Below are 25,452 nucleotides of genomic sequence, written 5' to 3'. Positions count from 1 at the left end.
ATGTAGGGCGCGATGCAGGAAATTGAAACATATCACTTCTACGCGACACGTCCGCGTGAGGTTCCTGTCGCATTCCTTGCCGCCGCCGCGATCCGCCCGCATCTGCCTCTCAAGTTTCAAGGAGATTTCCCGATGGCGGCTTTGAAGAAGATCCTTCTTGTCGATGACGACGACGACCTGCGCGAGGCGCTGAGCGAGCAACTGGTGATGACCGAGGATTTCGACGTCTTCGAATCCGGCACCGGCGCCGACGGGATGGAGAAGGCCAAGGCGGGCCATTACGATCTGGTGATCCTGGATGTCGGCCTGCCCGACACCGACGGTCGCGAGCTGTGCCGCCGGATGCGCAAGGCGGGCGTGAAATGCCCGATCCTGATGCTGACGGGGCATGACAGCGACGCAGACACGATCCTCGGCCTCGACAGCGGCGCGAACGATTATGTGACCAAGCCCTTCAAGTTCCCGGTGCTGCTGGCCCGCATCCGCGCCCAGCTTCGCACGCATGAACAGTCCGAGGACGCGATCTTCCAGCTTGGCCCCTATTCCTTCCGTCCCGCGCAGAAGGTGCTGGTGGACGACAAGGACAAGAAGATCCGCCTGACGGAAAAGGAAACCAACATCCTCAAGTTCCTGTATCGCGCGACCACGGGCGTCGTGCCGCGCGACGTGCTGCTGCACGAGGTCTGGGGCTATAATGCCGGCGTCACGACCCATACGCTGGAGACGCATATCTACCGCCTGCGCCAGAAGATCGAGCCGGACCCCTCGAATGCGCGGCTATTGGTGACGGAAAGCGGCGGATATCGACTGGTTGCGTGATTTGCCCCTTGCCGCATAAAACTTTCATCATACCTACACAATCGCGGGGCATAGCTGCCCCCTGAGAGTTCCCCTTGTCGCGTCGGGGTCATGGCGCGGCACTCCCTGTTGGACTTGGCCGGGCCTCGTGCCCGGCTTTTTTTTGTGCCATGACGTCCCCGACAGCAGGAGAGACGCATGCCCTTCACCCTTGCCACATGGAACATCAACTCGGTCCGCCTGCGCGAGCCGCTGGTCCTGCGCCTTCTGGCCGAGGAACTGCCGGACGTGCTGTGCCTGCAGGAATGCAAAAGCCCGGTGGACAAGATCCCGCTGACCCAGTTTCAGGCGCTTGGCTACAACTGGATCGTCGCGCGGGGGCAAAAGGGCTATAACGGCGTCGCGATCCTGTCGCGCCTGCCGCTGGTCGATGCGGGGGATCGCGATTTCGCAACGCTGGGCCATGCCCGCCACGTTGCGGCCACGCTGGAGAACGGCGTGACCATCCACAACTTCTATGTCCCGGCGGGCGGCGACATTCCCGATCGCGAACAGAACGTCAAGTTCGGCCAGAAGCTGGATTACCTGACCGAGATGCGGGACTGGGCGCATGATCTGAAACCGACGAAATCCATCCTCGTGGGCGATCTGAACATCGCCCCACGCGAAGATGACGTCTGGTCGCACAAGCAACTGCTGAAGATCGTCAGCCACACCCCGATCGAGGTGGAACATCTGGGCGCGGCGCAGGATGCGGGCAACTGGGTGGACATCACGCGGCAGGATATCCCCTCGGGGCAGCTTTACAGCTGGTGGTCCTATCGTGCCGCCGACTGGAACGCCGCCGACAAGGGCCGCCGTCTGGACCACATCTGGGCCACGCGCGACATTGCGAATGCCGGGCATTCCAGCCGCATCCTGCGCGTCGCGCGCGGGTGGGAACAGCCGTCCGACCACGTTCCGGTATTTGCAACCTTCGACTTTTGATCCCATATAGGCGGCGACGCATCACGGAGGCATGAATGTTCGGTCTTGGCGAAACCCCCACGGCACCCACCGACCTGATCAAGGACACGACCGAGGCGACCTTCATGGCCGATGTGGTCGAGGCGAGCCGCGAGGTTCCGGTCATCGTCGATTTCTGGGCACCCTGGTGCGGCCCGTGCAAGACGCTCGGCCCCGCGCTGGAGGCTGCGGTGACCGCAGCCAAGGGCCGGGTGAAGATGGTGAAGGTCGATGTGGACCAGAACCAGCGCATCGCGGCGCAACTTCGGGTGCAGTCGATCCCGACCGTCTATGCCTTCTGGCAGGGTCAGCCGGTGGATGCGTTTCAGGGCGCGCTGCCCCCGTCCGAGATCAAGGACTTCGTGGACCGCACCGCCGCGCTGGCCGGTGACGGCGGTCTGGGCGAGGCGCTGGAGGCTGCCGAGGCGATGCTGGCCGAGGGCGCGGTGACAGATGCCGCCGAAACCTTCGCCGCGATCCTCGAAGAAGAACCCGAGAACGCGGGCGCCTATGCCGGTCTGATCCGCTGCCAGATTGCCGTCGGCGATCTGGATCAGGCGCAGGCGCTGGCGGGCAACGCCCCAACCAAGATCGCATCGACGAAGGAGATCGAGGGCGCAAAGGCCCAGATCGCCCTTGCCCGCCAAGCCGCGAATGCCGGGCCGGAAACCGAGCTTCGCGCCGCGGTGGATGCAAACCCCGCCGACCATCAGGCCCGTTTCGATCTGGCACAGGCGCTGCACGCCTCGGGCAAGGTCGATGAGGCCGTGGACGAGCTGCTGGAGCTGTTCCGCCGCGACCGCGAATGGAACGAAGGCGCCGCGCGGGCGCAGCTTCTGACCATCTTCGACGCGCTGAAACCGCAAGACCCGGTCGTGCTGAAAGGCCGCCGCCGCCTGTCGTCGATGATCTTTGCTTGAAGGGTTTCCCCCTTGGCTGGTCGGCCTAGTTCCCTCGGCATGATGAACGCCGCCGACCTGCCGGATACGATCCCTCTGTTCCCGCTCCCGGGGGCGCTGCTTCTGCCGCGTGCCCGCCTGCCACTGCATATATTCGAGCCACGATACCTCCAGATGCTGGAGGATATGATGAAGACCCCGCATCGTCTGGTCGGCATGGTCCAGCCGCGCGAGGTTCCGGGCGGCGGCGACAAGAAGCTGCATTCGATCGGCTGCGCGGGCCGTCTGACCGGGTTTTCCGAAACCGAGGACGGGCGCTACATGATAACGCTGTCCGGCATCTCGCGGTTCCGGCTGGTGGGCGAGGCGTCGGGCTTCAGCCCCTATCTGCGCGGCGTAGTGGACTGGGCGGCGTTCTCGCGCGATCTGGGCAGCGCCGAGGGCGACAGCCATTTCGACCGCGACGCGTTCATGGCCTTGCTTCAGCGCTATTTTCAGGCGATGGGACTTTCGACCGACTGGGGCAGCCTGAGCGAGGCGGATGAGGAGCTTCTCATCAACTCGCTGTCGATGCTCTGCCCCTTCGCCCCCGAGGACAAGCAGGCGCTCTTGGAAGCACCTTCGCTTGAAACCCGGCGCGAAACCTTGGTCACGCTGATCGAATTCGCCCTGCGCGGCGGCACTGACGGAGAGATGATGCAATGAGCGAGACCCGCTTCGACCGCCGGATGCTGGAGGCGCTTGTCTGCCCCGTCACTCAAGGCCCGCTGACCTATGACGCGGATGCGCAGGAACTGGTGTCGAAATCGGGCGGGCTGGCCTTTCCGATCCGCGACGGCATCCCGGTCATGCTGGTCTCCGAAGCGCGCGAGATCTAGGGCAGCCGTCCGCGCAGCAAGGCGGGCAGCTCCCCGGACAGCCCCGCCGCCTGACGGATGAAGCCGCGCCGCAGCCCCGGCAGCGCGTTCACCGCGCCAAGGCCAAGGTCACGACCAAGACGCAGGATCGGGTTGTCGTTGGAAAACAGCCGGTTCATCCCGTCCATGCCCAGCGCCATCGCGGTGGAATCGAACCGCCGCCACTGCTGATACCTTTCGAGCACCGGCATCGCCCCGATATCCTCGCCGCGGCGATGGGCGTCCACAAGCACCTCGGCCAAGGCCGCCACGTCGCGCAGGCCAAGGTTCAGCCCCTGACCTGCCAGCGGGTGCACCCCGTGCGCGGCATCCCCCACCAGCGCGACGCGCGGGGCGATGAACCGATCTGCCAGCGACAGGGACAACGGATAGGTGAAGCGCGCCCCCGCCAGTTCGATCCGCCCAAGGAAATCGCCGAACCGCGGATGCAGCGCGGCAAGGAAGTCATCGTCCGGCAGCGCCGCGATGGCGCGGGCATTGGCCTCGGTCTCGGACCAGACGATGGAACTGCGATTGCCCAGCAGCGGCAGGATCGCCAGCGGGCCGGAGGGCAGGAACAGCTGATGCGCCACCCCCTCATGCGGGTGTTCATGCGATACCGCCGTCACCAGCGCCGTCTGACCGTAACCCCAGCCGATGCGCCGGATGCCCGCCCGTTCGGCCGTGCCGCTGGCCCGCCCATCGCAGCCGACTATCAGCGCCGCGCGCAGCACGCGGCCCGAAGCCAGCGTGACCTCACCCTCGCCTTGAGCCACCACCGTATCCCGAACGCGCTCGATTCCGTCCATCCGCGCAAGGAAGGCCGCGTAAAGGTGGCGATCCTCGACCATGAAGCCCATCGGGCCTTCCTCGATCTCGGCATGGTCGAAAGTCAGGAAGAAAGGGGCCGCGCCTTGGCCCGCGCGCCCGTCGCTGGCCTTGATCTTCAGGATCGGCTGCGCCTCCAGCCCGTCCCACACGCCGATGGCCGACAGAAGCCGGCGCGAGGCGATGGCCAGCGAATAGGCGCGACCGTCGAACCCCACACCTGCCCGGTCCGGCGCGGGGCGAGGGTCCACCACGGTGACGCGGAACCCCGATTTCGCCAGTGCCAGCGCCAAGGCAGGGCCGTTCAGCCCGCCGCCCACGATGATGATATCCTGCGTCATGCCGCCAGTTATGCCCGCTTGCGCGCGATTGTCCATGCACCTAGCCTTTCGCCAAACGGAGGCGCAGCATGGACTGGTTCAAGGAAACGGCGGGCAATCTGGGGCGGGCCATCGCGCGCGGCAAGGTGCATCCGGTCGAACTGACGGAAAGCTTTCTGGAAGCCGCCGCCGGGCAGGACCGCATCTTTGCCCGCCTGACGCATGAACGCGCGCGGGACGAGGCGATGGCCGCCGCCAGCCGCGCCAAGGCCGACCGCCGCCTTGGCCCGCTGGACGGCGTTCCGATCAGCTGGAAGGACCTGTTCGACACCGCCGGAATCGCGACCGAGGCCGGGTCCGCCCTGCTGGCGGGCCGTATCCCCACCGCCGATGCCGAGGTGCTTGAAACCGCGACGGCAGGCGGTCTGGTCTGCCTTGGCAAGACGCATATGAGCGAGCTGGCCTTCTCCGGCCTTGGTCTGAACCCGGTCACCGCCACCGCGCCCAACGTGAATGATCCCGCTGCGGTCGCGGGCGGGTCTTCCTCGGGGGCAGCGGCGTCGGTGGCTTTCGGGTTGGCCCCGGCGGCGGTCGGATCGGACACGGGCGGCTCGGTCCGGCTTCCGGCGGCGTGGAACGATCTGGTGGGGCTGAAGACCACATGGGGGCGGCTGTCGCTGCGCGGGGTCGTGCCTTTGTGCGAGACGCTGGACAGCGTCGGCCCCCTGACCCGCAACGTCGAAGACGCCGCCCTGATGCTGGCCGCGCTGGAAGGGCGGGGCGCCCCCGACCTGACCGGCGCATCGCTGGATGGCGTGCGGCTGGCGGTGCTGGACACGCTGGCAACCGAGGATCTGCGCGACGCCCCCGCCCGCGCCTTCGCCGATGCGACGCGGAAACTGGAAGCCGCAGGCGCGCGGATCGAAACGATCCGGTTCGAGCCGGTGCGCGAGGCGACGATCCTGTCTGCCGCACTCTACACCGCCGAGGCCTATGCCATCTGGGGCGGCCATATCCGCGAGAACCCCGGTGCGATGTTCGCCCCCATCCGCGAACGGTTCGAGGCGGGCGCGAACGTGCTGGCCTATGACTACATCGCGCATTGGCGGCGGCTGCGCGAGATTCGCGCCGAATGGGCTGCGCTGACCGCCGCCTTCGACGCGGTGATCCTGCCCACCTCTGCGATCCTGCCGCCAGACGCGGAACGGCTGCTCCGCGACGGCGATTACTATGTGTCCGAAAACCTGCTGGCGCTGCGCAACACACGGATCGGCAACCTGATGGACGGCTGTTCGCTGACCCTGCCCACAGGTCACGCATCCTGCGGGATCAGTTTCATGGCCCCCCGCATGGCCGAGGAACGGCTGCTGCGCCTTGGCTACGCCGCCGAACGGGCGCTGTAGCGCCACACCCATTCCCAAAGGCGCGAGGCGGGCGGGGTTATTCTGGACCGCAGGGCGAGTTGCGGCTACATTGCGGGAAAACGGGGCGAAACGACCCCGGCAAGAGGCAGTCGATGCAGTTCCCAGACAGGTTCTCGAACCTTCCCGATTACGCATTCCCGCGTCTGCGGGCTTTGCTTGACCCGCTTCCCGCGGGCGGCACCCCGATTCACATGACGATCGGAGAGCCGAAACATCCGATGCCCCCTTTCGTGGCCGAGGTCCTGGCCGAGAATATCGGCGGCTTCGGCATCTATCCGGCCAATGACGGAACGCCGGGGCTGCTGGACGCGATCTCGGGCTGGCTGGGGCGTCGCTATGGCGCGGATGTGGGCGCGAACCGCATCATGGCGCTGAACGGCACGCGCGAGGGGCTGTTCAACGCCGCCCTCGCTTTGTCGCCGGAGCAGAAGAACGGCAAGCGCCCCGCCATCCTGATGCCGAACCCCTTCTATCAGGTCTATGCACTGGCGGCCTTGGCGACGGGGGCAGAGCCTGTCTATGTCCCCGCCACCGCTGAAACCGGGTTCCTGCCCGATTACGCCGCGCTGCCGACCGATCTGCTGGACCGGGTGACGATCGCCTATATCTGCTCGCCCGCGAACCCGCAGGGCGCGGTCGCCTCGCGCGACTATCTGACGACGCTGCTGGCGCTGGCGGAGAAGCACGATTTCCGCGTCTTTGCCGACGAATGCTATTCCGAGATCTGGCAGACCCACGCCCCCACCGGCGCGCTGGAGATCGACGCCGACCCCGAGCGGGTCTTCGTGTTCCATTCGCTGTCGAAACGATCCAACCTGCCGGGGCTGCGGTCGGGCTTCGTCGCGGGCGGGGCCGAGGGGATGGCCCGCATCCGCAAGCTGCGCGCCTTTGCCGGTGCGCCTTTGCCCCAGCCGATCCAGGCCGTGTCCGAACGCGCGTGGCGGGACGAGGCGCATGTGGACGCGTCGCGCGCGCTGTATCAGGCGAAATTCGCGATGGCGGGCAACGTTTTCGCAAGCATGCAGGGCTACAAGACCCCGGAAGGGGGCTTCTTCCTCTGGCTTCCGGTCGAGGATGGCGAAAAGGCCGCGGTGAAACTGTGGACCGAAACCGGCATCCGCGTTCTCCCCGGTGCCTATCTGAGCCGCGATGTCGGAGGTGCGAACCCCGGCGCGAATTACATAAGGGTGGCCTTGGTCGCTCCGATCGAAGACTTGCAGCCGGGGCTCGTCACGCTCCGCGACTGCCTATACGGGTGAGGTCAGATGGCGTCCTATAATGCAAGGCAGCGCGATCCGCTTCTGGACCAGAACGTGCAGGAAATGCTCCAGCGCCGGGGGCGAGAGCTTCTGGGTGTGGGCCTGCTGCTGCTGGCCTTCCTGTTCTTCCTGATGCTGGCCTCCTACAGCCCGACCGATCCGGGCTGGATGGTGTCCACGGATGAACCCGCGCAGAACACGCTGGGCCGGTTCGGGGCTGCGGTCGCGTCCACCCTGATCGTGATCGTGGGCAAGGGCGCATGGGCGATCCCGCTGGTGCTGCTGGGCTGGGGTGTGCGGTTCGTTCTGCACCGGGGCGAGGATCGTGCGCCGGGCCGCGTGGTCTTTGCCGTGATCGCGGTGGCGGTCGCTTCGGTCTTTGCCGCGACCCACGCGCCGGGTGCCGACTGGGGCCATGCCTTCGGCCTTGGCGGGCTGTTCGGCGATACCGTCCTTGGTGCGCTTTTGGGCGCGACGCCCTTTGGCGCGGCCGCGGGGCTGAAGCTGCTGTCGCTCGTGACCGGCGCGCTGATGCTGGCGATGATGCTGTTCGTGACCGGGTTCGATCTGTGGGAAATCCGCGCGATCGCGAATTTCCTGCTGGTCGGCCTCATCATGACCTATACCACGATCCTGTCGCTGGCCGGGCGTTCTGCCACGGGTGCCGCGCAGATGGCGGTGCAGATGCAGCAGAAACGGGCCGAAAAGACCCGCGCCCGCGCCGAATCCGCCGAATGGGATGACGAGGTGATCGAAAGCCCGCGCCTGCCTTCGCTGGGGGCCGCCGCGCGCGGGATGATGGAACGTTTCACGGCCAAGCCCGAACCGGAGGAGCCGGTGTCGCGCGTGGTGCAGGCCGCCCGCGCAGCGCAGGCCCGCCATGCCGAACAACGCGCCGACTGGGGCCGCCCCGACGCGCTGGGCGCCGCCAACCTGCGGGCCGAAGTGCGCCGCGAGGAGGCACCCAAATCCCTGCTGGCGCGCGGCGCGCAGATGGTCCGCCGCGTCGTCGACCCCGAACTGGTGGAGCCCGAGCCACGCGATGCTGACAACCCCTCCGAAGACCGCATCAAGGCCCGCATCGGCGAGGTGATCCGCACCCGCGCGCATCAGCCGGTCAGCCCCGTCACCGCGGCGGTGCAGCGGCGCGAGCCGTCGCTGGTCGCGCGCAAGGGCAAGCCCGCGCCGCTGGTCGCCGACACCCGTCGCGCCCCGGTCGAACTGCCGCCCGAGCCGCCGATGATCGCCGGTGCCGCGCCCGCCCGTTCCGGCAACATCCCGCGCCTGCCGTCGGCGCTGGAGCCGGAGACGACCGCGACGCAACGCCTGATGACCGCCGAGCCAGAAGTCGAGATCGACGACGACACCTACTGGGCCGATCAGGTCGAGGAGGCCGAGGAGGACTGGCCGGACGAGCAGCTCGACGCTGCCCCCATCGCCCCCCCTGCCCCGCCGAAACCCGCCCCCGTGCGCCGCCGGTTCGAGGAAATTCAGGTCGAATACGAACTGCCGCCGCTGTCGCTGCTGCAGAACCCCGACGGCATCAAGCGCAACCCGCTGTCGGTCGAGACGCTGCAGGAAAACGCGCGGCTGCTGGAATCGGTGCTGGACGATTACGGCGTGAAGGGTGAAATCGTCTCGGTCCGCCCCGGCCCGGTCGTGACCATGTATGAATTGGAACCCGCGCCGGGTCTGAAGGCCAGCCGCGTGATCGGTCTGGCGGATGATATCGCCCGGTCGATGTCGGCGCTGTCGGCCCGCGTGTCCACCGTTCCGGGCCGCACGGTGATCGGCATCGAACTTCCGAACGCGAACCGCGAGAAGGTGGTGCTGCGCGAAATCCTCGACGCGGCCGATTTCGGGGCCGAGGCGATGCGCCTGCCGCTGGCCTTGGGCAAGGACATCGGCGGCGATCCGATCGTCGCGAACCTTGCCAAGATGCCCCACCTGCTGATCGCGGGGACCACGGGTTCGGGCAAGTCGGTGGCGATCAACACCATGATCCTGTCGCTGCTGTATAAGCTGACGCCCGAGGAATGCCGCCTCATCATGATCGACCCCAAGATGCTGGAACTGTCCGTCTATGACGGCATCCCGCATCTTCTTTCGCCCGTCGTGACCGACCCCAAGAAAGCCGTCGTCGCCCTGAAATGGGTCGTGGCTGAGATGGAGGAACGGTATCGCAAGATGTCCAAGATGGGCGTGCGGAACATCGAAGGCTATAACGGCCGCGTCCGCGAGGCGCTGGCCAAGGGCGAGATGTTCAAGCGCACCATCCAGACCGGCTTCGACGAGGATACCGGCGAGCCGGTGTTCGAGACCGAGGAGTTCCAGCCCGTCGCGATCCCCTTCATCGTGGTGATCGTGGACGAGATGGCCGACCTGATGATGGTCGCCGGCAAGGAGATCGAGGCCTGCATCCAGCGTCTGGCGCAGATGGCGCGGGCATCGGGTATCCACCTGATCATGGCGACGCAGCGCCCTTCGGTCGATGTCATCACCGGCACGATCAAGGCGAACTTCCCCACCCGGATCAGCTTCCAGGTCACGTCGAAGATCGACAGTCGCACCATCCTTGGCGAACAGGGGGCCGAACAGCTTCTGGGCATGGGCGACATGCTCTATATGGCTGGCGGCGCGAAGATCACCCGTATCCACGGCCCGTTCGTGTCGGACGAGGAAGTGGAGGAGATCGTCAACCATCTAAAATCCTTCGGCCCGCCAGCCTATATGTCCGGCGTCGTCGAAGGGCCGGAGGACGAGGTCGCGGGCGACATCGACGCGGTTCTGGGCCTTGGCGGCAATACCGACGGCGAGGATTCGCTTTACGATCAGGCCGTGGCGGTCGTCGCCAAGGATCGCAAATGCTCCACCTCCTACATCCAGCGCAAGCTTGGCATCGGCTACAACAAGGCCGCCAAGCTGGTGGAACAGATGGAGGAACAGGGCGTCGTCACGGCGGCGAACCACGTCGGCAAACGCGAAATACTTCTGCCGGAACAGTGACTGGAACGGAGGCGAGGCGCACCCTAGATTGGGCAGCATGAAAACGCTTCGCATCCTTCTGGCGCCCGTCGCCCTCGCTCTCTCGGTCCTGCCCGCAGCGGCCGAGAGGCTTCCCCTTTCGGAAATCTCGCGCTATCTGAACTCGCTGACCACGGCGCAGTCGGATTTCACGCAGGTGAACCCCGACGGCTCGATCTCCACCGGGACGGTGATGATCCAGCGGCCGGGCCGCGTGCGGTTCGAATATGCCCAGCCCGACCGCACGGTGGTCATGGCAGGCGGCGGTCAGGTCGCGATCTTCGATGCGAAATCGAACCAGCCGCCCGAACAGTATCCGCTGTCGCGCACGCCGCTGAACCTGATCCTTGCGCAGAATGTGGACCTGTCGCGCGCGCGCATGGTGACAGGACATTCCGAGGTGGAAAACTCCACCCGCGTGACCGCGCAGGACCCCGAACACCCGGAATACGGCACGATCGAGATGGTGTTCACCGCCGCCCCGACCGAACTGCGCCAATGGATCATCACCGACGACACCGGCGCGCAGACCACGGTGATCCTGGGCGAGATGCAAAAGGGAGGCAGCTTCCGCCCCTCCCTCTTTTCGATCACCCAAGAAATGAACCGCCGGCGTTAACGCCGGCAGGAGGCCAGCTGCACGCGATACCGCTCCGCGCGATCGCCCACGCGGCTGGCCACCGCCACCAACCACGGTTTGGCGGTATAGCTGGCCCGCGCGAACCCGGCCCGCCCCTCGTGATAGGCAAGATACTGGTTCCGCGCGTCCTGCTTCGACACGCCCAGCCGACGCGAGGTTTCGTCCATATACCAGCCCATGAAGTCGGTCGCGTCCTGGATGCGGTCCCGCTGCGCGCGGCCCCGGCCTTCCTTTTCCTTGTATTCCTCCCATGTGCCGTCCAGCGCCTGGCTGTAGCCATAGGCCGTGGACTGCCGCCCCATCGGGATCACGCCCAGCACGAATTGATGCGGGGTGCGCGCATTGCCGATGAACTTCGATTCCTGATGGATCGTCGCCATCTGCACATGGACCGGAACGCCCCATTTGCGCTCCGTCGCCTTCATCGCACGGAAATATTTCGGGCGTTCAGCAACGATGCTGCACGCATTCTCCAGATCGCGGGGCGCCGAGAAATTGCCGCCGCCGCAGGATGCCAGCACCAGCAGAAGAATCGACGCACGGAGAAACCTGCTCATTTGCCCCTCGCACGTATTTTTTTCGAACCCTAGCGGAAAAAAACCGCCCTGGGAACGTATCCCGGATCAGAAATACGCGATGACGCCTGGGGGGAATCGTGGACTCGCCCCCCGGCTGTCTGTATGGAGGCGCCCGCGAGGGAATGTGATGATCGTCAAGTCGGAAGCCAAATATCATCTGGGACAAGTGCTGCGTCATCGCAAGCACCCGTTCCGCGGCGTGGTTTTCGACGTGGATGCGATCTTCGCCAATACCGAGGAATGGTATGACTCCATCCCCGAGGATGTGCGCCCCGACCGCGACCAGCCCTTCTATCACCTGCTGGCCGAAAACGATCAAAGCTATTATGTCGCCTATGTCTCGGAAGGGAATCTCGTTCCCGACGACACAGGCGAGCCGGTGGACCATCCGGACCTGAGCGACATCTTCGGCGACTTCGAGGATGGGCGTTACCCGGTGCAGTTCCAGCTCAACTAGGCAGGCGAAAGCTCAGCTCGTTGCGCCCGTCCTCGCGGCTGTATCGCAGATCGCGCGCAAGACTGCGGATCAGGAACCAGCCGAAGCCCCCCTGCGGCAGATCGCCCGGGCGCGGACTGCGCCCCTTGGGCAGCCTGCCCGACGGCATCGGCACGCCGCAATCCGTCACGACGCAGCGCAGACCGTCCGCCCCCGTTGACAGGGTCAGGTCGATCCGCCCCCCCTGCCCGGCATAGGCATGTTCGACGATGTTGTTCAGAACCTCGGCCAGCACGATCTGGGCGGTGGTCCGCTCCGCCTCCGCCAAGGCCGACAGCGCGCCTTCGGTCAGACCGCGCAGCGCCTCGTGAACGTCAAAGGCGGTGCCGGGGATCGTCAGCCGCGTCTCGGTCGTCATCACGGCGAGTCCGCGTGGATGGTAAAGACGCTGTCCATCCGCGTCAGGCGGAACACCTTGGCCACGGTGGGGGACAGCGCCGCCAGTTCCAGCCGCCGCGGGGCCACCAGTTTCATCACCGCCACCACCGCGCCCAGTCCGCTGCTGTCCAGAAACGACACGCGCGACAGGTCCAGGACGACGACCGGCGACGGGTCGGCGATCACCTCGCGCATCCGGTCCTTGAATCCGATCGCGCTGGCGGCATCGATCCGGTCTTCCAGCACGCGGACGATGAGCGCGCCGTCCCTCACTTCGGCGGAAAGGTCCATGGCAAACTCCCCTGCTTCGATCCCGACCCTAGCGCGGGGGAGTTGACGATTGGTAACCGCCTTCACCTTCGCCGCCGTGGCGATTATCTTCCGCCCATGGATTACGACACCCTTTCCGCCACGCTCGATTCGCTGTGCCATGGCGAGACCGACACCGTCGCCCTGATGGCGACCATCGCGTGCGAACTGCACCACGCCCATCCGTTGTCCGACTGGACCGGGTTCTATCGCGTGACCGGGCCCGAGATGCTGAAGATCGGCCCCTATCAGGGCGGTCACGGCTGTCTGGCCATCCCGTTCTCGCGCGGCGTCTGCGGGGCGGCGGCCCGGACGGGCCAGGTGCAGATCGTCCCGGACGTGGACCTGTTCCCCGGCCATATCGCCTGCGCGTCCTCCACCCGGTCGGAACTGGTGCTGCCGGTCTGGAACGGCGCGGGCAAGCTGCTGGGCGTGCTGGATCTGGACAGCAACACCGAAGCCGCCTTCACCCAGACCGACGCGGATGCGCTGGCCGCGATCATGTCGCGTTTGTTCAAGGACGCCGCGTGAGTTTCGTCTATTCCCCGCCGGACGAGCCGCTGCGCATCGTCCACCATGACAGCACCATCGTCATCGCCGACAAACCCGCCGGCCTGCTGTCGGTCCCCGGGCGCGGCGACGACCGCACCGATTGCCTGATCGAGCGCATCCGCGGCGTCTTCCCCGAAGTGCTTCTGGTGCATCGGCTGGATCTGGACACGTCGGGCGTGATGGTCTTCGCGTTGACGAAATCGGCGCAGGCGAACCTTGGCCAGCAGTTCGAAAAGCGGACGACCCGGAAAATCTATGCCGCGCGCCTTCACGGTGTTCTGGCGGAGAAGGAGGGGCGCGTGGACCTGCCGCTGATCGTCGATTGGCCGAACCGCCCGCGCCAGCATGTGAACTTTGACACGGGCAAGCCCGCCCAGACCGACTGGCGCGTGACGAAACGCGGCGAGAACGAAACCCGCGTGCGCCTGATGCCGATCACGGGCCGCAGCCACCAGCTTCGGGTGCATATGGCGGCGCTGGGCCACCCGATCCTCGGCGATCCGCTTTACGCCACGGGCGAGGCGGCGGACCACCCGCGCCTGATGCTGCATGCGGAATCGCTGCGGATACGCCACCCCGAAACCGGGGTGACGCAGACGTTTTCAGTTCCCGCGCCCTTCTAGGATCTCGCGCACCATCGGGATGACCTGTTCGCCGTAAAGGCGGATGCCCTCCATCGACACCTCGTGCGGGACCGGCCCGCCCGAATATTTCAGGTCGAACCGCGTCAGGTCCAGCGCACGCGCGGTGGCGGCGATCTTCTTCGCCACCGTCTCGGGGCTGCCCACATACATGGACCCATGCGCACATTCCCGGTCGAAATCCGCGCGCTGGAGCGGCGGCCAGCCCCGGCTTTTCCCGACCAGCCCATGCATGATGCGGTAGCCCGCAAAATACTGGTCCCGCGCGAGTTCGTCCGTCGCCGCGACATGGCCGGGCGAATGGACACCGATCCCCGGCGTGGGCTTCCCGATCTGATCATACGCCTGTTTGTAAAGGTCCACGAAGGGCCGGAACCGCGCAGGTGCACCGCCGATGATCGCCAGCATCAGCGGCAGGTCATAGCTGGCGGCGCGTATCACCGACTCCGGGCTGCCGCCGACGCCGATCCACGTCTTCAGCGTCCCGCTTTCGGTCGGCGGAAACACTTCCTGCTGTTTCAGGCCGGGATGGATCGTGCCCTTCCACGTGACCTTCTTTTCCCGCGCCAGAAGCGAGAACAGGTCCAGCTTCTCCTCGAACAGCCGCTCGTAGTCGCTCAGGTCGAACCCGAACAGCGGGAAGCTTTCGGTGAAAGAGCCACGACCCAAGATCACCTCGGCCCGCCCGTTCGAGATCGCGTCCACGGTTGAGAACCGCTGGAATACCCGGATCGGATCGTCCGACGACAAAACCGTCACCGCCGACCCCAGCTTGATGCGGCTGGTCCGCGCCGCGATCGCCGCCAGAACCACCTCGGGGGCCGAGATGGCGAAATCCTCGCGGTGATGTTCGCCGATGCCGATGAAGTCCACGCCGACCCGGTCGGCCAGCACGCCCTGTTCGACGACGTTGCGAACGACCTGCGCATGGGTTGCGCCGTCCGTCATATCGCCGAAGGTATCGAGGCCCAGTTCAATCATGGGAAAGTCCTTTCCTGTTGCCGGGAAGGTATGTGCCGTCGCCACAGCGCACAATCTGCGCCAGCGAAGGGTCATCTGTGCATCCGCGCCGCGCTGGACCCTTGCACACGGGCGGTGTATCCAAGCGCAAACCGTAAAGAGGCCCGCATGACCTACGCCCCCGCCCAATCCGAACCGAAATGGCAAAAAGCCTGGGACGAGGCCGAGGTCTTCCTTGCGAAGCGCGACGAGACGAAGCCCAAATACTACGTTTTGGAGATGTTCCCCTATCCGTCGGGGCGCATCCACATGGGGCACGTGCGAAACTACACCATGGGCGACGTGGTGGCGCGATATAAGTCGTCCTGCGGGTTTTCGGTCCTGCATCCGATGGGCTGGGACGCCTTCGGGATGCCCGCCGAAAACGCGGCGATGGAAAAAGGCGGCCATCCGAAAGAGTGGACCTACGGCAACATCGCGGTGATGAAGGAACAGATGCGGCCACTGGGTCTGTCCATCGACTGGACCCGCGAGTTTGCGACCTGCGATCCGGAATATTACGGCCAGCAGCAGGCGATGTTCCTCGACATGCTGGACGAAGGGTTGGTCTATCGCAAATCGGCCCAAGTGAACTGGGACCCGGTGGACATGACGGTTCTGGCGAACGAGCAGGTGATCGACGGCAAGGGCTGGCGGTCGGGCGCGGCGGTGGAACGCAAGGAACTGACGCAGTGGTTCTTCCGCATCTCCGACTTCGCCGAGGATCTGCTTCAGGCGCTGGACGGCTTGGACAACTGGCCGGAAAAGGTGCGGCTGATGCAGGCCAACTGGATCGGCCAGTCGCGCGGTCTGCAATTCGCGTTCTCGACCGTCGATGCCCCCGAAGGTTTCGACCGGCTGGAGGTCTATACCACCCGCCCCGACACTTTGATGGGTGCCAGCTTTGCCGCGATCAGCGCGGATCACCCGCTGGCCAAGCATCTGGAACGTCACGACCCCAAGATCGCAGAATTCGTCGCGGAATGCCGCAAGCTGGGCACGACCGCCGAGGCGCTGGAGACGGCGGAAAAGCTGGGCATGGACACCGGCATTCGCGTGCGGCACCCGTTCGATACCTCGTGGGAACTGCCGGTCTATATCGCCAACTTCATCCTGATGGATTACGGCACCGGCGCGATCTTCGGCTGCCCCCCGCATGACGCCCGCGACTTCGAATTCGCGCAGAAATATTCGCTTCCCATCGACCCCGTGTTCCAGCCGCTGGACGAGGGCATCCCGCCCGGCGCCTACACCCCGCTGAAGTCGGAGAAGGTCCGCTATATCCGCGGCTTCGCGGGCGATGCCGAACAGACCGGCGAGGAGGCCGTCGCCGCCGCCATCGCTTTTTGTGAATCCCAAGGCGTGGGCCGGGGCGTCACCAACTACCGCCTGCGCGATTGGGGGCTTTCCCGCCAGCGGTATTGGGGTTGTCCGATCCCGGTCGTCCACTGCCCGTCCTGCGGCGTGGTGCCCGAGAAAAAGGAAAACCTGCCCGTCCGCCTGCCCGACGATGTGACCTTCGACCAGCCCGGCAACCCGCTGGACCGTCATCCGACATGGCGCGACACGCCCTGCCCGTCCTGCGGCGCAGCGGCCAAGCGCGAGACGGACACGATGGACACCTTCGTGGATTCGTCGTGGTATTTCGCCCGCTTCACCGCGCCGCGCGCAACGACGCCGACGGGGGACGAAACCGATTACTGGATGAACGTCGACCAGTATATTGGCGGCATCGAACATGCGATCCTGCACCTGCTTTACTCGCGCTTCTTCTGCCGCGCGATGCACCGCACGGGCCACCTGCCCGCCACGGCGCAGGAGCCGTTCAACGCCCTGTTCACCCAAGGCATGGTCACGCATGAAATCTACCAGACCCGCGACGCATCGGGCCGCCCCGTCTATCACCTGCCCGAGGAGGTGGTCGATGGCCGCACGCTGGACGGAACGCCGGTCGAGGTGATCCCCTCGGCCAAGATGTCGAAGTCCAAGAAGAACGTCGTCGATCCGATGAATATCATCGCTTCGTTCGGCGCGGACACGGCGCGGTGGTTTGTGATGTCCGACTCGCCCCCGGAACGCGATGTGGAATGGACGGCATCCGGCGCCGAGGCTGCGTCGAAGTTCCTTGCCCGCGTCTGGCGCATCGCGGACGAGGTCACGCGCGATACGACGGCCGCGAACGATCAGGACAAGGCGCTGGCCCGCGCTTCCGCCCGCGCCATTGCGGATGTGACGCAAGGGATCGAAGGGTTCGCCTTCAACAAGGCCGTCGCGAAGCTTTATGAATACGCCAACACCCTGTCGAAATCGAAGGCGGGTGCGGATGCCAAGCGCGACGCGATGAAGGTCATGGCGCAGCTTCTGTCGCCGCTGGTCCCGCATCTGGCCGAGGAGGTCTGGCACATGCTGGGCGGTCAGGGTCTGGTCGCGCAGGCCGCATGGCCCAAGGCCGACGAGGCGCTGCTGGTGGCCGATACCGTCACCTTGCCGATCCAGATCAACGGCAAGCGCCGCGCGGAAATCAGCGTGCCCGCCGAGATGCCCGCATCCGAGGTTGAAAAGCTGGTGCTGGCCCATGATGATGTGGTCAAATTCCTTGCCGGTCAGCCCATCAAGAAGCTGATCGTCGTGCCGGGACGTATCGTCAATGTCGTCGCCTGACCGCCGCACCTTCCTTCTGCTGCTTGGCCTTGGGGCCTGCGGCTTCACCCCGGCCTATGGGCCGGGCGGGCCTGCATCGGCGTTGCAGGACTCGATCAAGCTGGGCGATCCGACCGACAAGAACGGCTTCGATTTCGTCGAACGAATGGAGGAACGGCTGGGCCGGGGCCGCACCCCGCGATACGAGCTGACCTATGCCATCCAGACCGAAGTGCGCGGCGTCGGGATCACGCGCGAAAGCTCGATCACGCGTTACAACCTTCTGGGGCGGATCGACTGGGGCGTAAACGACGTCGGCACGGGCCAGCGGGTCACGGGCGGGATCGCGCGGAACTTCACCTCCTATTCCGCGACCGGATCGACCGTGGCGGGGCTGGCGGCGGAAGAGGATGCGGCCTATCGCCTGATGCGCATTCTGGCCGACCAGATCGCCACGCAGCTGGTCGCCACATCGGGGACCTGGGACAAGTGATCCTGAAAGGGATCGAGGCCACGCGCTATTTCGCGAAACCCGACTCGTCCAAGGCCGGGTTGCTGATCTTCGGCGCCGACACGATGCGGGTCGCCCTGCGCCGGCAAGAGGTGATCGCGGCGCTCGTCGGCCCCGAGGGCGAGGCAGAGATGCGCCTGACCCGCCTGCCCGCCGCCGATCTGCGCCGCGACCCTGCCGCGCTGATCGACGGGATGCGGGCGCAGGGCTTCTTTCCCGGCCCGCGCGTGGTGTTCCTTGAGGACGCGACCGACGCCCACGCCCCCACCGTGACCGAGGCGATGAAGGACTGGCGTCCGGGCGACGCGCAGGTCGTGGTGACCGCGGGGAGCCTGACCGCGAAATCCGCGCTGCGAAAGATCTTCGAAGCCCACCCCGCCGCCTTCGCCGTCGGCCTCTATGACGACCCGCCCAGTCGGGAGGAGATCGAGGATACCCTGCGCCGCGCCGGGCTGAACGCCGATGCGGCGGCGATGACCGACCTGACCGCGCTGGCCCGCAGCCTCGATCCCGGCGACTTCCGCCAGACGGTCGAAAAGATCGCGCTGTATAAATTCCGCGACCCCTCGCCCCTGACCGTGGCCGAGATCGCCGCCCTCGCCCCCGCCAGCATCGAGGCCGAGGTGGACGACATCCTGCACGCCGCCGCCGAACACCGCGCGGCGGAGATTGCCCCCCTGCTGCGGCGGCTGGAAGGTCAGGGCGTGAACCCGGTCAGCCTGTGCATCGGGGCGCTGCGCCATTTCCGAGCGCTGCATCTGGCGGCATCGGACCCCGGCGGGCCTTCGGCGGGCATCGCCCGGATGCGCCCGCCGATCTTCGGCCCGCGCCGCGACCGGATGCAGAAACAGGCCGCAGCCTGGGGGATGCACCGGCTGGAATCGGCACTGGCGCTGCTGGTGGAAACCGACCTGACGCTGCGATCGTCCACCCGCGCGCCGACAATGGCGGTGATGGAGCGCGCGTTGATCCGTCTGGCGATGATGCGCCGCTAGCGCGCCCCGCGGCGATGCGTTAATGTTCGAAAATAACAAGAAACCGGAGCAGTGAAATGATGAAATTCGCACCCGTCGCCGCGCTTGCGGCGCTTTGTGCTGGCCCCGCCTTGGCGGTCGAGCTGACCGGGGGCGATCTGACCCTCGGCTATTCCACATGGACTGACGATACCAGCTATGCCAAACTGGGCGTCGCAGGTTCGGCCGAGATCGGCTTTTCGCCCGAATTCAGCGTTCAGGGCGACATCGGCACCGCGCGCTTCCTTGAGGCAGGCGAGTCGAGCAGCATGATCGCCCTGCACGGCATCCTGCACACCGGCCCCGGCACCTCGCTCGGCGTCTTCTATGGCACCGAAAAGCTGGACGGCGACAACAAGGACTTCTACGGCTTCGAAGTCGGCCAGAAGTCCAGCATGTTCGAAGTCGAAGCCCATATCGGCAATGGCGAGAATTTCGATCTGGACGGCATGGTCGGCGGTCTGTCGGGCAAATACAACGTGACCCCGGTGTTCGGCCTCGGCGCCAGCTATCAGCGCGCGAATATCGACGGGCTGGACATCTCGACCACCGCGATCCGCGCGGATTACGAAGTCGCGCCGACCTTCACCGTCGGTGCCGAAATCGGATCGTTCCGCGCCGATCTGGACAACGTCAACGGGCGCGAGACCTATATCGGCCTGTCCGCCACCAAGACCTTCGGCCCGCAGGACGGCGCGACCTTTGGCCGTCGCGGCATCCTGAACGTCATCCCCGGGCTTTGATCCCGGCCCAGCGCCCCGTCGCAAGGCAACCCGTCAGAAGGTAGCCGCCCGTCGGGGCCTCCCAGTCCAGCATCTCGCCGCAGGCGAAGGTGCCGGGCCGGGCGCGAAGCTCCAGCGCCGGGGTCAGATCCTCGGCGCGGATCCCCCCCGCCGAGGAGATCGCCTCCTCCAGCGGCCTTGGCCCCTGCAGCGGGACATGCAGGCGCTTGATGCTGGCCGCCGTCACAGGCCGCCCGAACTCCTGCACCAAAGCCGCCGCCGCTGGCGAAAGCCCCAGCTTCCGCAGACGGCTGCCGATGCTGTCCTTGCCCGCCAGCCGCTTTTCCACCACCGCTTCTTCCATGTCGGGCAGCAGGTCCAGCACCAGCCGCGCCCCATCCCGCAAATTGCGCGAAATAGCATAGATGCCGCCCCCCTCGACCCCGCGCGCGGAAATCACGAACTCCCCCCGTTCGCGGTGATCGCCCGCCGTCAGCAGGGCGCCTTTGATCGGCTGGCCGAAGTGCTTGGCCATATGCGCCGACCAGTCGACGAAGAAACCCATATTCGCGGGGAGGAACGGCGCGGCGGGCAGCCATTCGGCCCATGCCCCGTCCGATCCCAGACGCGGCCAGCTTGCCCCGCCCAGCGCCAGCACCGTCCGGTCCGCGGCCACTTGCATCGGCCCGTGCGGCGTGTCGAACCCATCCCCGGTCCAGCGCCAGCGGGTTCGGATCTCCACCCCCATCGCCGCCAGCCGCGCCAGCCATGCCCGAAGCAAGGGCGAGCCTTTCATCGCGACTGGAAACACCCGCCCGGACGATCCGGTGAACACCTTTTGCCCCAGCCCGCGCGCCCAATCCTGCACCTCGGCGCTACCGAATTCGCGCAGCATCGGGTGCATCCATTCGGGGAACTGAGCCATCAGGGCGGGATCGTCCTTGGTCAGGTTCAGACCCGATTTCCCCGCCATCAGGAACTTCCGCGCGACCGAGGGTTTCTGTTCGCAGACGATCACCCGCATCCCGCCGCGCGCCATCTCCTCGGCGGCCATCAGGCCCGCCGGTCCCGCGCCGATCACCAGCCCGATCATGCGCGCAACCGGGCCAGCAGCGCCTCGTGCAGCCCCGGCGCCGCCGCCAGAACCCCCGCCGCCTGCGGTCGCGGCAGGTTATAGGCGATGCGCCCGCCATGCCGGTCGGTCACCACCGCCCCCGCGGCCCGCGCGATCAGATCGCCCGCCGCGATGTCCCATTCCCAACTGTCGCGCAGGGCAAGCATCCCGTCATGCCGCCCCTCTGCCACGAGGCACAGCCGATACGCGATGGAGGAGCGGAAGCTGCGCTGCAACTCCGGCACGCCTCCCGGCCAATGTTCGGGCAAAAGGTTGGGGCGCGTGGTCAGAAGCGTCGCCCCTTCGATCCCCGCGCGCTGCGAGGCAAGGATCGGCAGACCGTTGCGCAGGGGCGTGCCGCCCTCCTCGGCGGTATAGAGCCGGTCCAGCGCGGGCAGATAGACCACCGCCGCGACCGGAACCCCGCCCCGCACCACCGCCAGCGAATGCGAGAACGTATCCTCGCCCGCCATGAAGGCGCGGGTGCCGTCGATCGGGTCCAGCACGAAGACATGCTCGCAGCCAAGCCGGTCCGCATCGTCGGCGCTTTCCTCGGACAGCCAGCCATAACCCGGGCGGGCGGTGCGCAGCATCGCCTCCAGCGCCTCGTTCACCGCGATGTCCGCCTCGGTCACCGGGCCAAGGCCCGGCTTTTCCCACGCCTTCGCCTCGCGCCGCCAGAAGCGCATGGCGATCTCGCCCGCGACCTGCGCGGCCTCGATCAGAAGGGCGAGGTCACTCCCCTGCAAGGGTCATACCCTCGACCAGAAGGCTGGGGATGCGGGTGGACAGATGCGCTCGCGCATCGTTCGCGGCGGTTATCCGGGCCAGCATGTCACGCAGGTTGCCCGCGATGGTGCATTCGTTCACGGCGAACTGAACCTCGCCGTTTTCGACCCAGTAGCCAGAGGCCCCGCGCGAATAATCGCCCGTGGTCGGGTTGATCGTCGATCCGATCAGCGAGGTGACGACCAGCCCCGTCCCCATCTGCGCGATCAGGTCCGCCTTGGTCGCCGTCCCGCCGATCAGGTCGATGTTCGACACCCCCGGCGAAGGCGGCCCCATCGTCCCGCGCGAGGCAGAGGCGGTGCTTTCCATCCCCAGCTTGCGCGCCGTGGCAAGGTCCAGCGTCCAGCCGATCAGCACGCCGCCGTCCACGATGGTGCGAGGACGCGCGGCCAGCCCTTCGGCATCGAAGGGGCGGCTCGACCCCGCACGCACCCGCAGCGGGTCCTCGGCCAGCGACAGGCCCGCAGGCAGCACCGGCTGGCCCAGCGCATCGCGCAGCCAGCTTGACCCGCGCGCGACGCTGCTGCCGTTCACCGCCGACAGCAGATGCCCGATCAGGGTCGACGCGATGCGTTCGTCGAACAACACCGGAAAGCTGCCCGTCTTGGGCTTGCGCGCGTCAACCCGTGCCAGCGCCCGTTCGGCGGCCAGACCGCCCACACCCACCGCCTCGGGCAGATCGGATTGGAAGATACGGGATTCGGCGGCCCAGTCCCGCTCCATCCCCGTTCCCGTGCCGGTGAAGGCGACGGCGGAAACGGATCGCGAGGTGCGGGCATAGCCGCCGGAGAAGCCGTTGCTTGCCACCAGATGCACCGAACGGCGGGAATAGCTGGCGCTGGCCTCGACCTGCGTGATGCCGCGCAGGGCCATCGCCCCGGATTCGGCCAGCCGCGCATCCTGTTCCAGCGCGGCGGGCGACGGCTCGGCCGTATCATCCGCGATCTGCAGCGCGGCGACATCCCAGACAGTGGCAAGCTGCGACGGATCGGCCAGCCCGGCATGGGGGTCGGCAGGGGCCTCGCGCGCCATGGCGACGGCGCGTTCGGCCACAGCCTCCAGACTGCGGTCTGAAATGTCGGACACCGAAACGCAGGCCTGACGCCCGCCGATCAGCACACGCAGGCCAAGCTCGGTCCCCTCGGACCGCTCTGCCTGCTCCAAAGCGCCGGCGCGCAGGTCCAGCGAAACGGCCGCCCCCCTGATCGCGATGGCATCGGCGGATTCGGCCCCGGCACGTTTCGCCGCATCCAGCAGCCGCTGGCCCAGATCTTCAAGCGTCATACCGCCCCCTATCTTTGCCCCGCGACGTAATACGCCGCGAGGCGCGCGGCAAGGTTACTGCAGCCGCTGGCCGTTGACGATCAGCTGCTTGTCCTTGAACTCCACGGTGGAGGTCATGGTGTCGGTCTCGCCCTCGACCATGCGGGCGAACATGCCCAGCATCATCCGCGCCCCCAGCGCCTGATCCTGCGGCACGAAGCCCATTTCCACCGCCTTGTCGATCAGACCGTTGCCGCCGACCAGCCGCAGATCGAACTTGCCCGTCGGTGCAGGGAAGCCGGGGAAGGTTTCCAGATCGGTGTTGTCCAGCGTGACGCCGCCCTGCCCCGTCAGGTCCGCCCCGGCGATGTTCAGGTGCAATTCGTTGACATCGACCGAGTTGAACTCGCCCGGTGCCTCGGTCATGGCTTCGGTCTGCGCCGGGTCCATGAAGTCGGTATCGACCATCGCCTTGCCCGACAGGTCAAGCACCAGCGTTGCCGGATCGCGCGGCAGGACCGCGCCCGGATCGAACAGGCTCCAGACATTGTCGGACAGGGTGAAGCCTTCCAGACGGCTGGCCAGACGCCAGTCCTGCTCGTCCGGCCCCGCCACGATCGGCATCAGCATGTCGAAGCTGGATGCGTCATAGGCCAGCGCCAGCGGGAAGGGCAGCTGCGAGGATTCCACCTCCATCTGCACATCGTTCGCGCTGCCGCCATAGCTGAGGCCAGCCTCGCCCATCGCGACGTTCAGCGTGCCCGCGCCGCCTGTGCCGCTGCCCTTGGTCGTGTTGCCGCTTTCGGCCAGATCGAAGCCCAGCGTCGAGCTTTCGTAGTGCAGCTCCGCCAGCGAGGCGAAGCCGTCGCGGAGCGCCTGCGCCATGTTGCCCGAGGTCATCGTGCCCATCGCGGTGGCGGTGGAACTGGAGGTGATCTTGGCCAGTTCCGCATTCATCGCAAAGCTGCCGCCCGTGGTCGGGTTCGACGCGTTCAGCAGCATCACGAGGTTGTCCGCCGCGAGGGTCGAGGCCATGTCGCGCGCCTCGCCGGTCAGGTCATAGTGGCCCGTCACGTTGTTCGCGGTCACGCGCAGGTCCACCGTCTCGTCCCCGCCCTGGTCGGTTTCGATATCGTCCAGCGTCAGTCCCAGCATCGGGATCGTGTAATCGTAGCGCGTATTGCCCGGCTCGCCCGAGGCGGTCATCACCATGCCGCTTTGCACAAGGTTCAGCTTTACCGTGACCGGGCCGGTCGGCTCCTCGCCCTCGACCGCCGGGGTGTCGGTCACGATGGTCATGGGGTAGGATTCCGACGACGTGATCTCGACCGTGCCGTCGCCTTTGCCCGTGAAGGTAAAGCGTTCGATGCTGCCTTCGACGCGGGTGCCGGGCTGATCGCTGACCAGCTTGACCCCGCTGACCACCAGCGCATCGCCTTCGCGCGTCGTGCTTTCCGCGGTCAGCTCCTGCCCCCAGCTTTCGCTCATCGCCTGCCAATCGGACCAGACCTGTTCGGGCGTCAGGTCGGCCATCGCGGCACCGGAAAATGCGATCGTGATAAAGGCGGTTCCGCCTGCAAGTTGCCTAAACTTCATGCACTGGTCTTTCCGATTGAAATGCTTGGCGATAGCATCCCCTGACCCCAGACAAGGGTCAAGGAGGTTTCCATGCAAGGCAGGATCGTCGCCGTCACCGGCGCGGCAAGGGGCATCGGGCAAGCGGCGGCAGAGGCGTTCCGCGCGGCCGGCGCGACGGTGATGGCGCTGACGCGCGCGGATTGCGACGTGGCGGACTGGGATTCGGTGCGCGCGGCGGTGGAACGTATCCAGCGCGATCACGGGCGGCTGGATGTCTGGGTGAACAATGCGAGTGTGATCGATCCGATGGCGCGTCTGGAGGATGCCGACCCCGCCGCGTGGAGGCGGGCCATCGACGTGAACCTGACAGGCGTGTTCCACGGTATGCGCGCCGCGATCCCGGTAATGCGGACGCAGGGGGCAGGCACGATTCTGACAGTCAGCTCCGGCGCGGCGCATACCCCGTTGGAGGGGTGGAGTGCCTACTGCGCCGGAAAGGCCGGAGCGGCGATGCTGACCCGCGCCGCGCATCTGGAAAACCCGGACCTGCGGATCATGGGCCTGTCGCCCGGCACCGTCGCCACCGACATGCAGCGGGCGATCAAGGCGGGCGGCATCGACAACCGCGTCAGCCGGTTGGAGTTCTCCGACCACATCCCGCCCGAATGGCCTGCCCGCGCGCTGGTCTGGATGTGCGGCGATGCGGCGGCGGATCTGAACGGAACCGAGATTTCGCTGCGCGACGCGGACATTCGCGCCCGGATCGGGCTATGAAA

General features: G+C 66.5%; 26 protein-coding genes. 17 read left to right on the top strand and 9 right to left on the bottom strand.

Going from position 1 to position 25,452, the window contains the following annotated elements:
• Positions 1-132: 132 nt before the first annotated feature.
• From E2K76_RS06090 to E2K76_RS06070, 5 genes are all read left to right on the top strand, one after another.
• Complete coding sequence (locus E2K76_RS06090) at positions 133-819, top strand: response regulator transcription factor (RefSeq protein WP_136683401.1); 687 nt, start codon at positions 133-135, stop codon at positions 817-819.
• Positions 820-996: 177 nt separating this feature from the next.
• Positions 997-1,785: an exodeoxyribonuclease III gene (locus tag E2K76_RS06085; RefSeq protein ID WP_136683400.1), complete on the top strand. Its 789-nt coding sequence runs from the start codon at positions 997-999 to the stop codon at positions 1,783-1,785.
• A gap of 35 nt (positions 1,786-1,820) precedes the next feature.
• Complete coding sequence (gene trxA / locus E2K76_RS06080; RefSeq protein WP_136683399.1) at positions 1,821-2,723, top strand: thioredoxin; 903 nt, start codon at positions 1,821-1,823, stop codon at positions 2,721-2,723.
• Between the two features lie 39 nt (positions 2,724-2,762).
• Positions 2,763-3,407, top strand: a complete 645-nt coding sequence (locus tag E2K76_RS06075) for an LON peptidase substrate-binding domain-containing protein (RefSeq protein ID WP_136683398.1) — start codon at positions 2,763-2,765, stop codon at positions 3,405-3,407.
• Entirely contained in the window at positions 3,404-3,580 is a 177-nt protein-coding gene (locus E2K76_RS06070) for a Trm112 family protein (protein ID WP_136683397.1), read from the top strand. The genes E2K76_RS06075 and E2K76_RS06070 overlap by 4 nt, the downstream gene beginning before the upstream one ends.
• Here the strand turns inward: E2K76_RS06070 and E2K76_RS06065 are convergent.
• On the bottom strand, positions 3,577-4,767 hold the full coding sequence (locus tag E2K76_RS06065) for a UbiH/UbiF/VisC/COQ6 family ubiquinone biosynthesis hydroxylase (protein ID WP_136683686.1): 1,191 nt from the start codon (positions 4,765-4,767) through the stop codon (positions 3,577-3,579). The genes E2K76_RS06070 and E2K76_RS06065 overlap by 4 nt on opposite strands.
• Positions 4,768-4,835: 68 nt before the next feature.
• On the opposite strand from E2K76_RS06065, the gene E2K76_RS06060 reads away from it, so the two are divergent.
• The 4 genes from E2K76_RS06060 (at position 4,836) to E2K76_RS06045 (ending at position 11,072) form a co-directional block, all read left to right on the top strand.
• The gene (locus E2K76_RS06060; protein WP_136683396.1) at positions 4,836-6,149 is read left to right on the top strand and encodes an amidase; all 1,314 of its coding nucleotides are present in this window, start codon (positions 4,836-4,838) and stop codon (positions 6,147-6,149) included.
• A 113-nt stretch (positions 6,150-6,262) separates the two neighbouring features.
• Positions 6,263-7,429, top strand: coding sequence for an aminotransferase class I/II-fold pyridoxal phosphate-dependent enzyme (locus E2K76_RS06055; protein ID WP_136683395.1), 1,167 nt, complete (start codon positions 6,263-6,265; stop codon positions 7,427-7,429).
• A 6-nt stretch (positions 7,430-7,435) separates the two neighbouring features.
• Positions 7,436-10,435, top strand: a complete 3,000-nt coding sequence (locus E2K76_RS06050) for a DNA translocase FtsK (protein WP_136683394.1) — start codon at positions 7,436-7,438, stop codon at positions 10,433-10,435.
• Positions 10,436-10,472: 37 nt separating this feature from the next.
• The gene (locus tag E2K76_RS06045) at positions 10,473-11,072 is read left to right on the top strand and encodes a LolA family protein (RefSeq protein WP_136683393.1); all 600 of its coding nucleotides are present in this window, start codon (positions 10,473-10,475) and stop codon (positions 11,070-11,072) included.
• Here E2K76_RS06045 and E2K76_RS06040 read toward each other — a convergent pair.
• A complete protein-coding gene (locus E2K76_RS06040; RefSeq protein ID WP_136683392.1) occupies positions 11,069-11,650 on the bottom strand; it encodes a transglycosylase SLT domain-containing protein in 582 nt (193 codons plus the stop codon). The genes E2K76_RS06045 and E2K76_RS06040 overlap by 4 nt on opposite strands.
• 151 nt (positions 11,651-11,801) lie before the next feature.
• Here E2K76_RS06040 and hspQ point away from each other — a divergent pair, with 151 nt between their 5' ends.
• Positions 11,802-12,128 (top strand): heat shock protein HspQ, encoded by a 327-nt coding sequence (gene hspQ, locus E2K76_RS06035; protein ID WP_136683685.1) that lies wholly within the window; start codon positions 11,802-11,804, stop codon positions 12,126-12,128.
• On the opposite strand, the gene E2K76_RS06030 is transcribed toward hspQ, so the two are convergent.
• Together E2K76_RS06030 and E2K76_RS06025 are read right to left on the bottom strand one after the other, a co-directional pair.
• Positions 12,121-12,525, bottom strand: coding sequence for an ATP-binding protein (locus E2K76_RS06030; RefSeq protein WP_136683391.1), 405 nt, complete (start codon positions 12,523-12,525; stop codon positions 12,121-12,123). The genes hspQ and E2K76_RS06030 overlap by 8 nt on opposite strands.
• Positions 12,525-12,836 carry an STAS domain-containing protein gene (locus E2K76_RS06025; protein ID WP_136683390.1) on the bottom strand — a complete coding sequence of 104 codons (312 nt, stop codon included), beginning with the start codon at positions 12,834-12,836 and terminating at the stop codon, positions 12,525-12,527. The genes E2K76_RS06030 and E2K76_RS06025 overlap by 1 nt, the downstream gene beginning before the upstream one ends.
• 96 nt (positions 12,837-12,932) lie before the next feature.
• Between E2K76_RS06025 and E2K76_RS06020 the strand changes: the two genes are divergently transcribed.
• Complete coding sequence (locus tag E2K76_RS06020) at positions 12,933-13,385, top strand: GAF domain-containing protein (RefSeq protein ID WP_136683389.1); 453 nt, start codon at positions 12,933-12,935, stop codon at positions 13,383-13,385.
• Positions 13,382-14,029: a pseudouridine synthase gene (locus E2K76_RS06015; protein WP_136683388.1), complete on the top strand. Its 648-nt coding sequence runs from the start codon at positions 13,382-13,384 to the stop codon at positions 14,027-14,029. Before E2K76_RS06020 ends, E2K76_RS06015 begins: the two co-directional genes overlap by 4 nt.
• Here the strand turns inward: E2K76_RS06015 and E2K76_RS06010 are convergent.
• Positions 14,009-15,028 (bottom strand): LLM class flavin-dependent oxidoreductase, encoded by a 1,020-nt coding sequence (locus E2K76_RS06010; protein ID WP_136683387.1) that lies wholly within the window; start codon positions 15,026-15,028, stop codon positions 14,009-14,011. The genes E2K76_RS06015 and E2K76_RS06010 overlap by 21 nt on opposite strands.
• A gap of 147 nt (positions 15,029-15,175) precedes the next feature.
• Here E2K76_RS06010 and leuS point away from each other — a divergent pair, with 147 nt between their 5' ends.
• From leuS to E2K76_RS05990, 4 genes are read left to right on the top strand one after another with little or no spacing between them, the layout of a single operon-like run.
• Complete coding sequence (leuS, locus tag E2K76_RS06005) at positions 15,176-17,707, top strand: leucine--tRNA ligase (RefSeq protein ID WP_136683386.1); 2,532 nt, start codon at positions 15,176-15,178, stop codon at positions 17,705-17,707.
• Positions 17,694-18,179 (top strand): LPS assembly lipoprotein LptE, encoded by a 486-nt coding sequence (gene lptE, locus E2K76_RS06000; protein WP_136683385.1) that lies wholly within the window; start codon positions 17,694-17,696, stop codon positions 18,177-18,179. The genes leuS and lptE overlap by 14 nt, the downstream gene beginning before the upstream one ends.
• Positions 18,176-19,192, top strand: a complete 1,017-nt coding sequence (holA, locus tag E2K76_RS05995) for a DNA polymerase III subunit delta (RefSeq protein ID WP_136683384.1) — start codon at positions 18,176-18,178, stop codon at positions 19,190-19,192. Before lptE ends, holA begins: the two co-directional genes overlap by 4 nt.
• A 56-nt stretch (positions 19,193-19,248) precedes the next feature.
• Positions 19,249-19,953 carry a porin gene (locus E2K76_RS05990; RefSeq protein ID WP_136683383.1) on the top strand — a complete coding sequence of 235 codons (705 nt, stop codon included), beginning with the start codon at positions 19,249-19,251 and terminating at the stop codon, positions 19,951-19,953.
• On the opposite strand, the gene E2K76_RS05985 is transcribed toward E2K76_RS05990, so the two are convergent.
• Genes E2K76_RS05985 through E2K76_RS05970 form a run of 4 tightly spaced genes read right to left on the bottom strand, consistent with a single transcriptional unit; the run spans position 19,937 to position 24,694 of the window.
• Positions 19,937-21,025: a TIGR03862 family flavoprotein gene (locus E2K76_RS05985; RefSeq protein WP_136683382.1), complete on the bottom strand. Its 1,089-nt coding sequence runs from the start codon at positions 21,023-21,025 to the stop codon at positions 19,937-19,939. The two genes, E2K76_RS05990 and E2K76_RS05985, sit on opposite strands and share 17 nt — an antisense overlap.
• Positions 21,022-21,795 carry a 3'(2'),5'-bisphosphate nucleotidase CysQ gene (locus E2K76_RS05980; protein ID WP_136683381.1) on the bottom strand — a complete coding sequence of 258 codons (774 nt, stop codon included), beginning with the start codon at positions 21,793-21,795 and terminating at the stop codon, positions 21,022-21,024. Before E2K76_RS05980 ends, E2K76_RS05985 begins: the two co-directional genes overlap by 4 nt.
• A complete protein-coding gene (locus tag E2K76_RS05975; protein WP_136683380.1) occupies positions 21,782-23,119 on the bottom strand; it encodes a TldD/PmbA family protein in 1,338 nt (445 codons plus the stop codon). The genes E2K76_RS05980 and E2K76_RS05975 overlap by 14 nt, the downstream gene beginning before the upstream one ends.
• A 54-nt stretch (positions 23,120-23,173) precedes the next feature.
• Positions 23,174-24,694, bottom strand: coding sequence for a DUF2125 domain-containing protein (locus E2K76_RS05970; RefSeq protein ID WP_136683379.1), 1,521 nt, complete (start codon positions 24,692-24,694; stop codon positions 23,174-23,176).
• Between the two features lie 72 nt (positions 24,695-24,766).
• Here E2K76_RS05970 and E2K76_RS05965 point away from each other — a divergent pair, with 72 nt between their 5' ends.
• Entirely contained in the window at positions 24,767-25,450 is a 684-nt protein-coding gene (locus tag E2K76_RS05965; protein WP_136683378.1) for an SDR family oxidoreductase, read from the top strand.
• Positions 25,451-25,452: the final 2 nt, after the last annotated feature.

Source organism: Falsirhodobacter xinxiangensis (assembly GCF_004959935.1).
Taxonomy (GTDB): Bacteria; Pseudomonadota; Alphaproteobacteria; order Rhodobacterales; family Rhodobacteraceae; genus Falsirhodobacter; species Falsirhodobacter xinxiangensis.
This window is presented reverse-complemented; position numbering and strand designations above follow the sequence as displayed.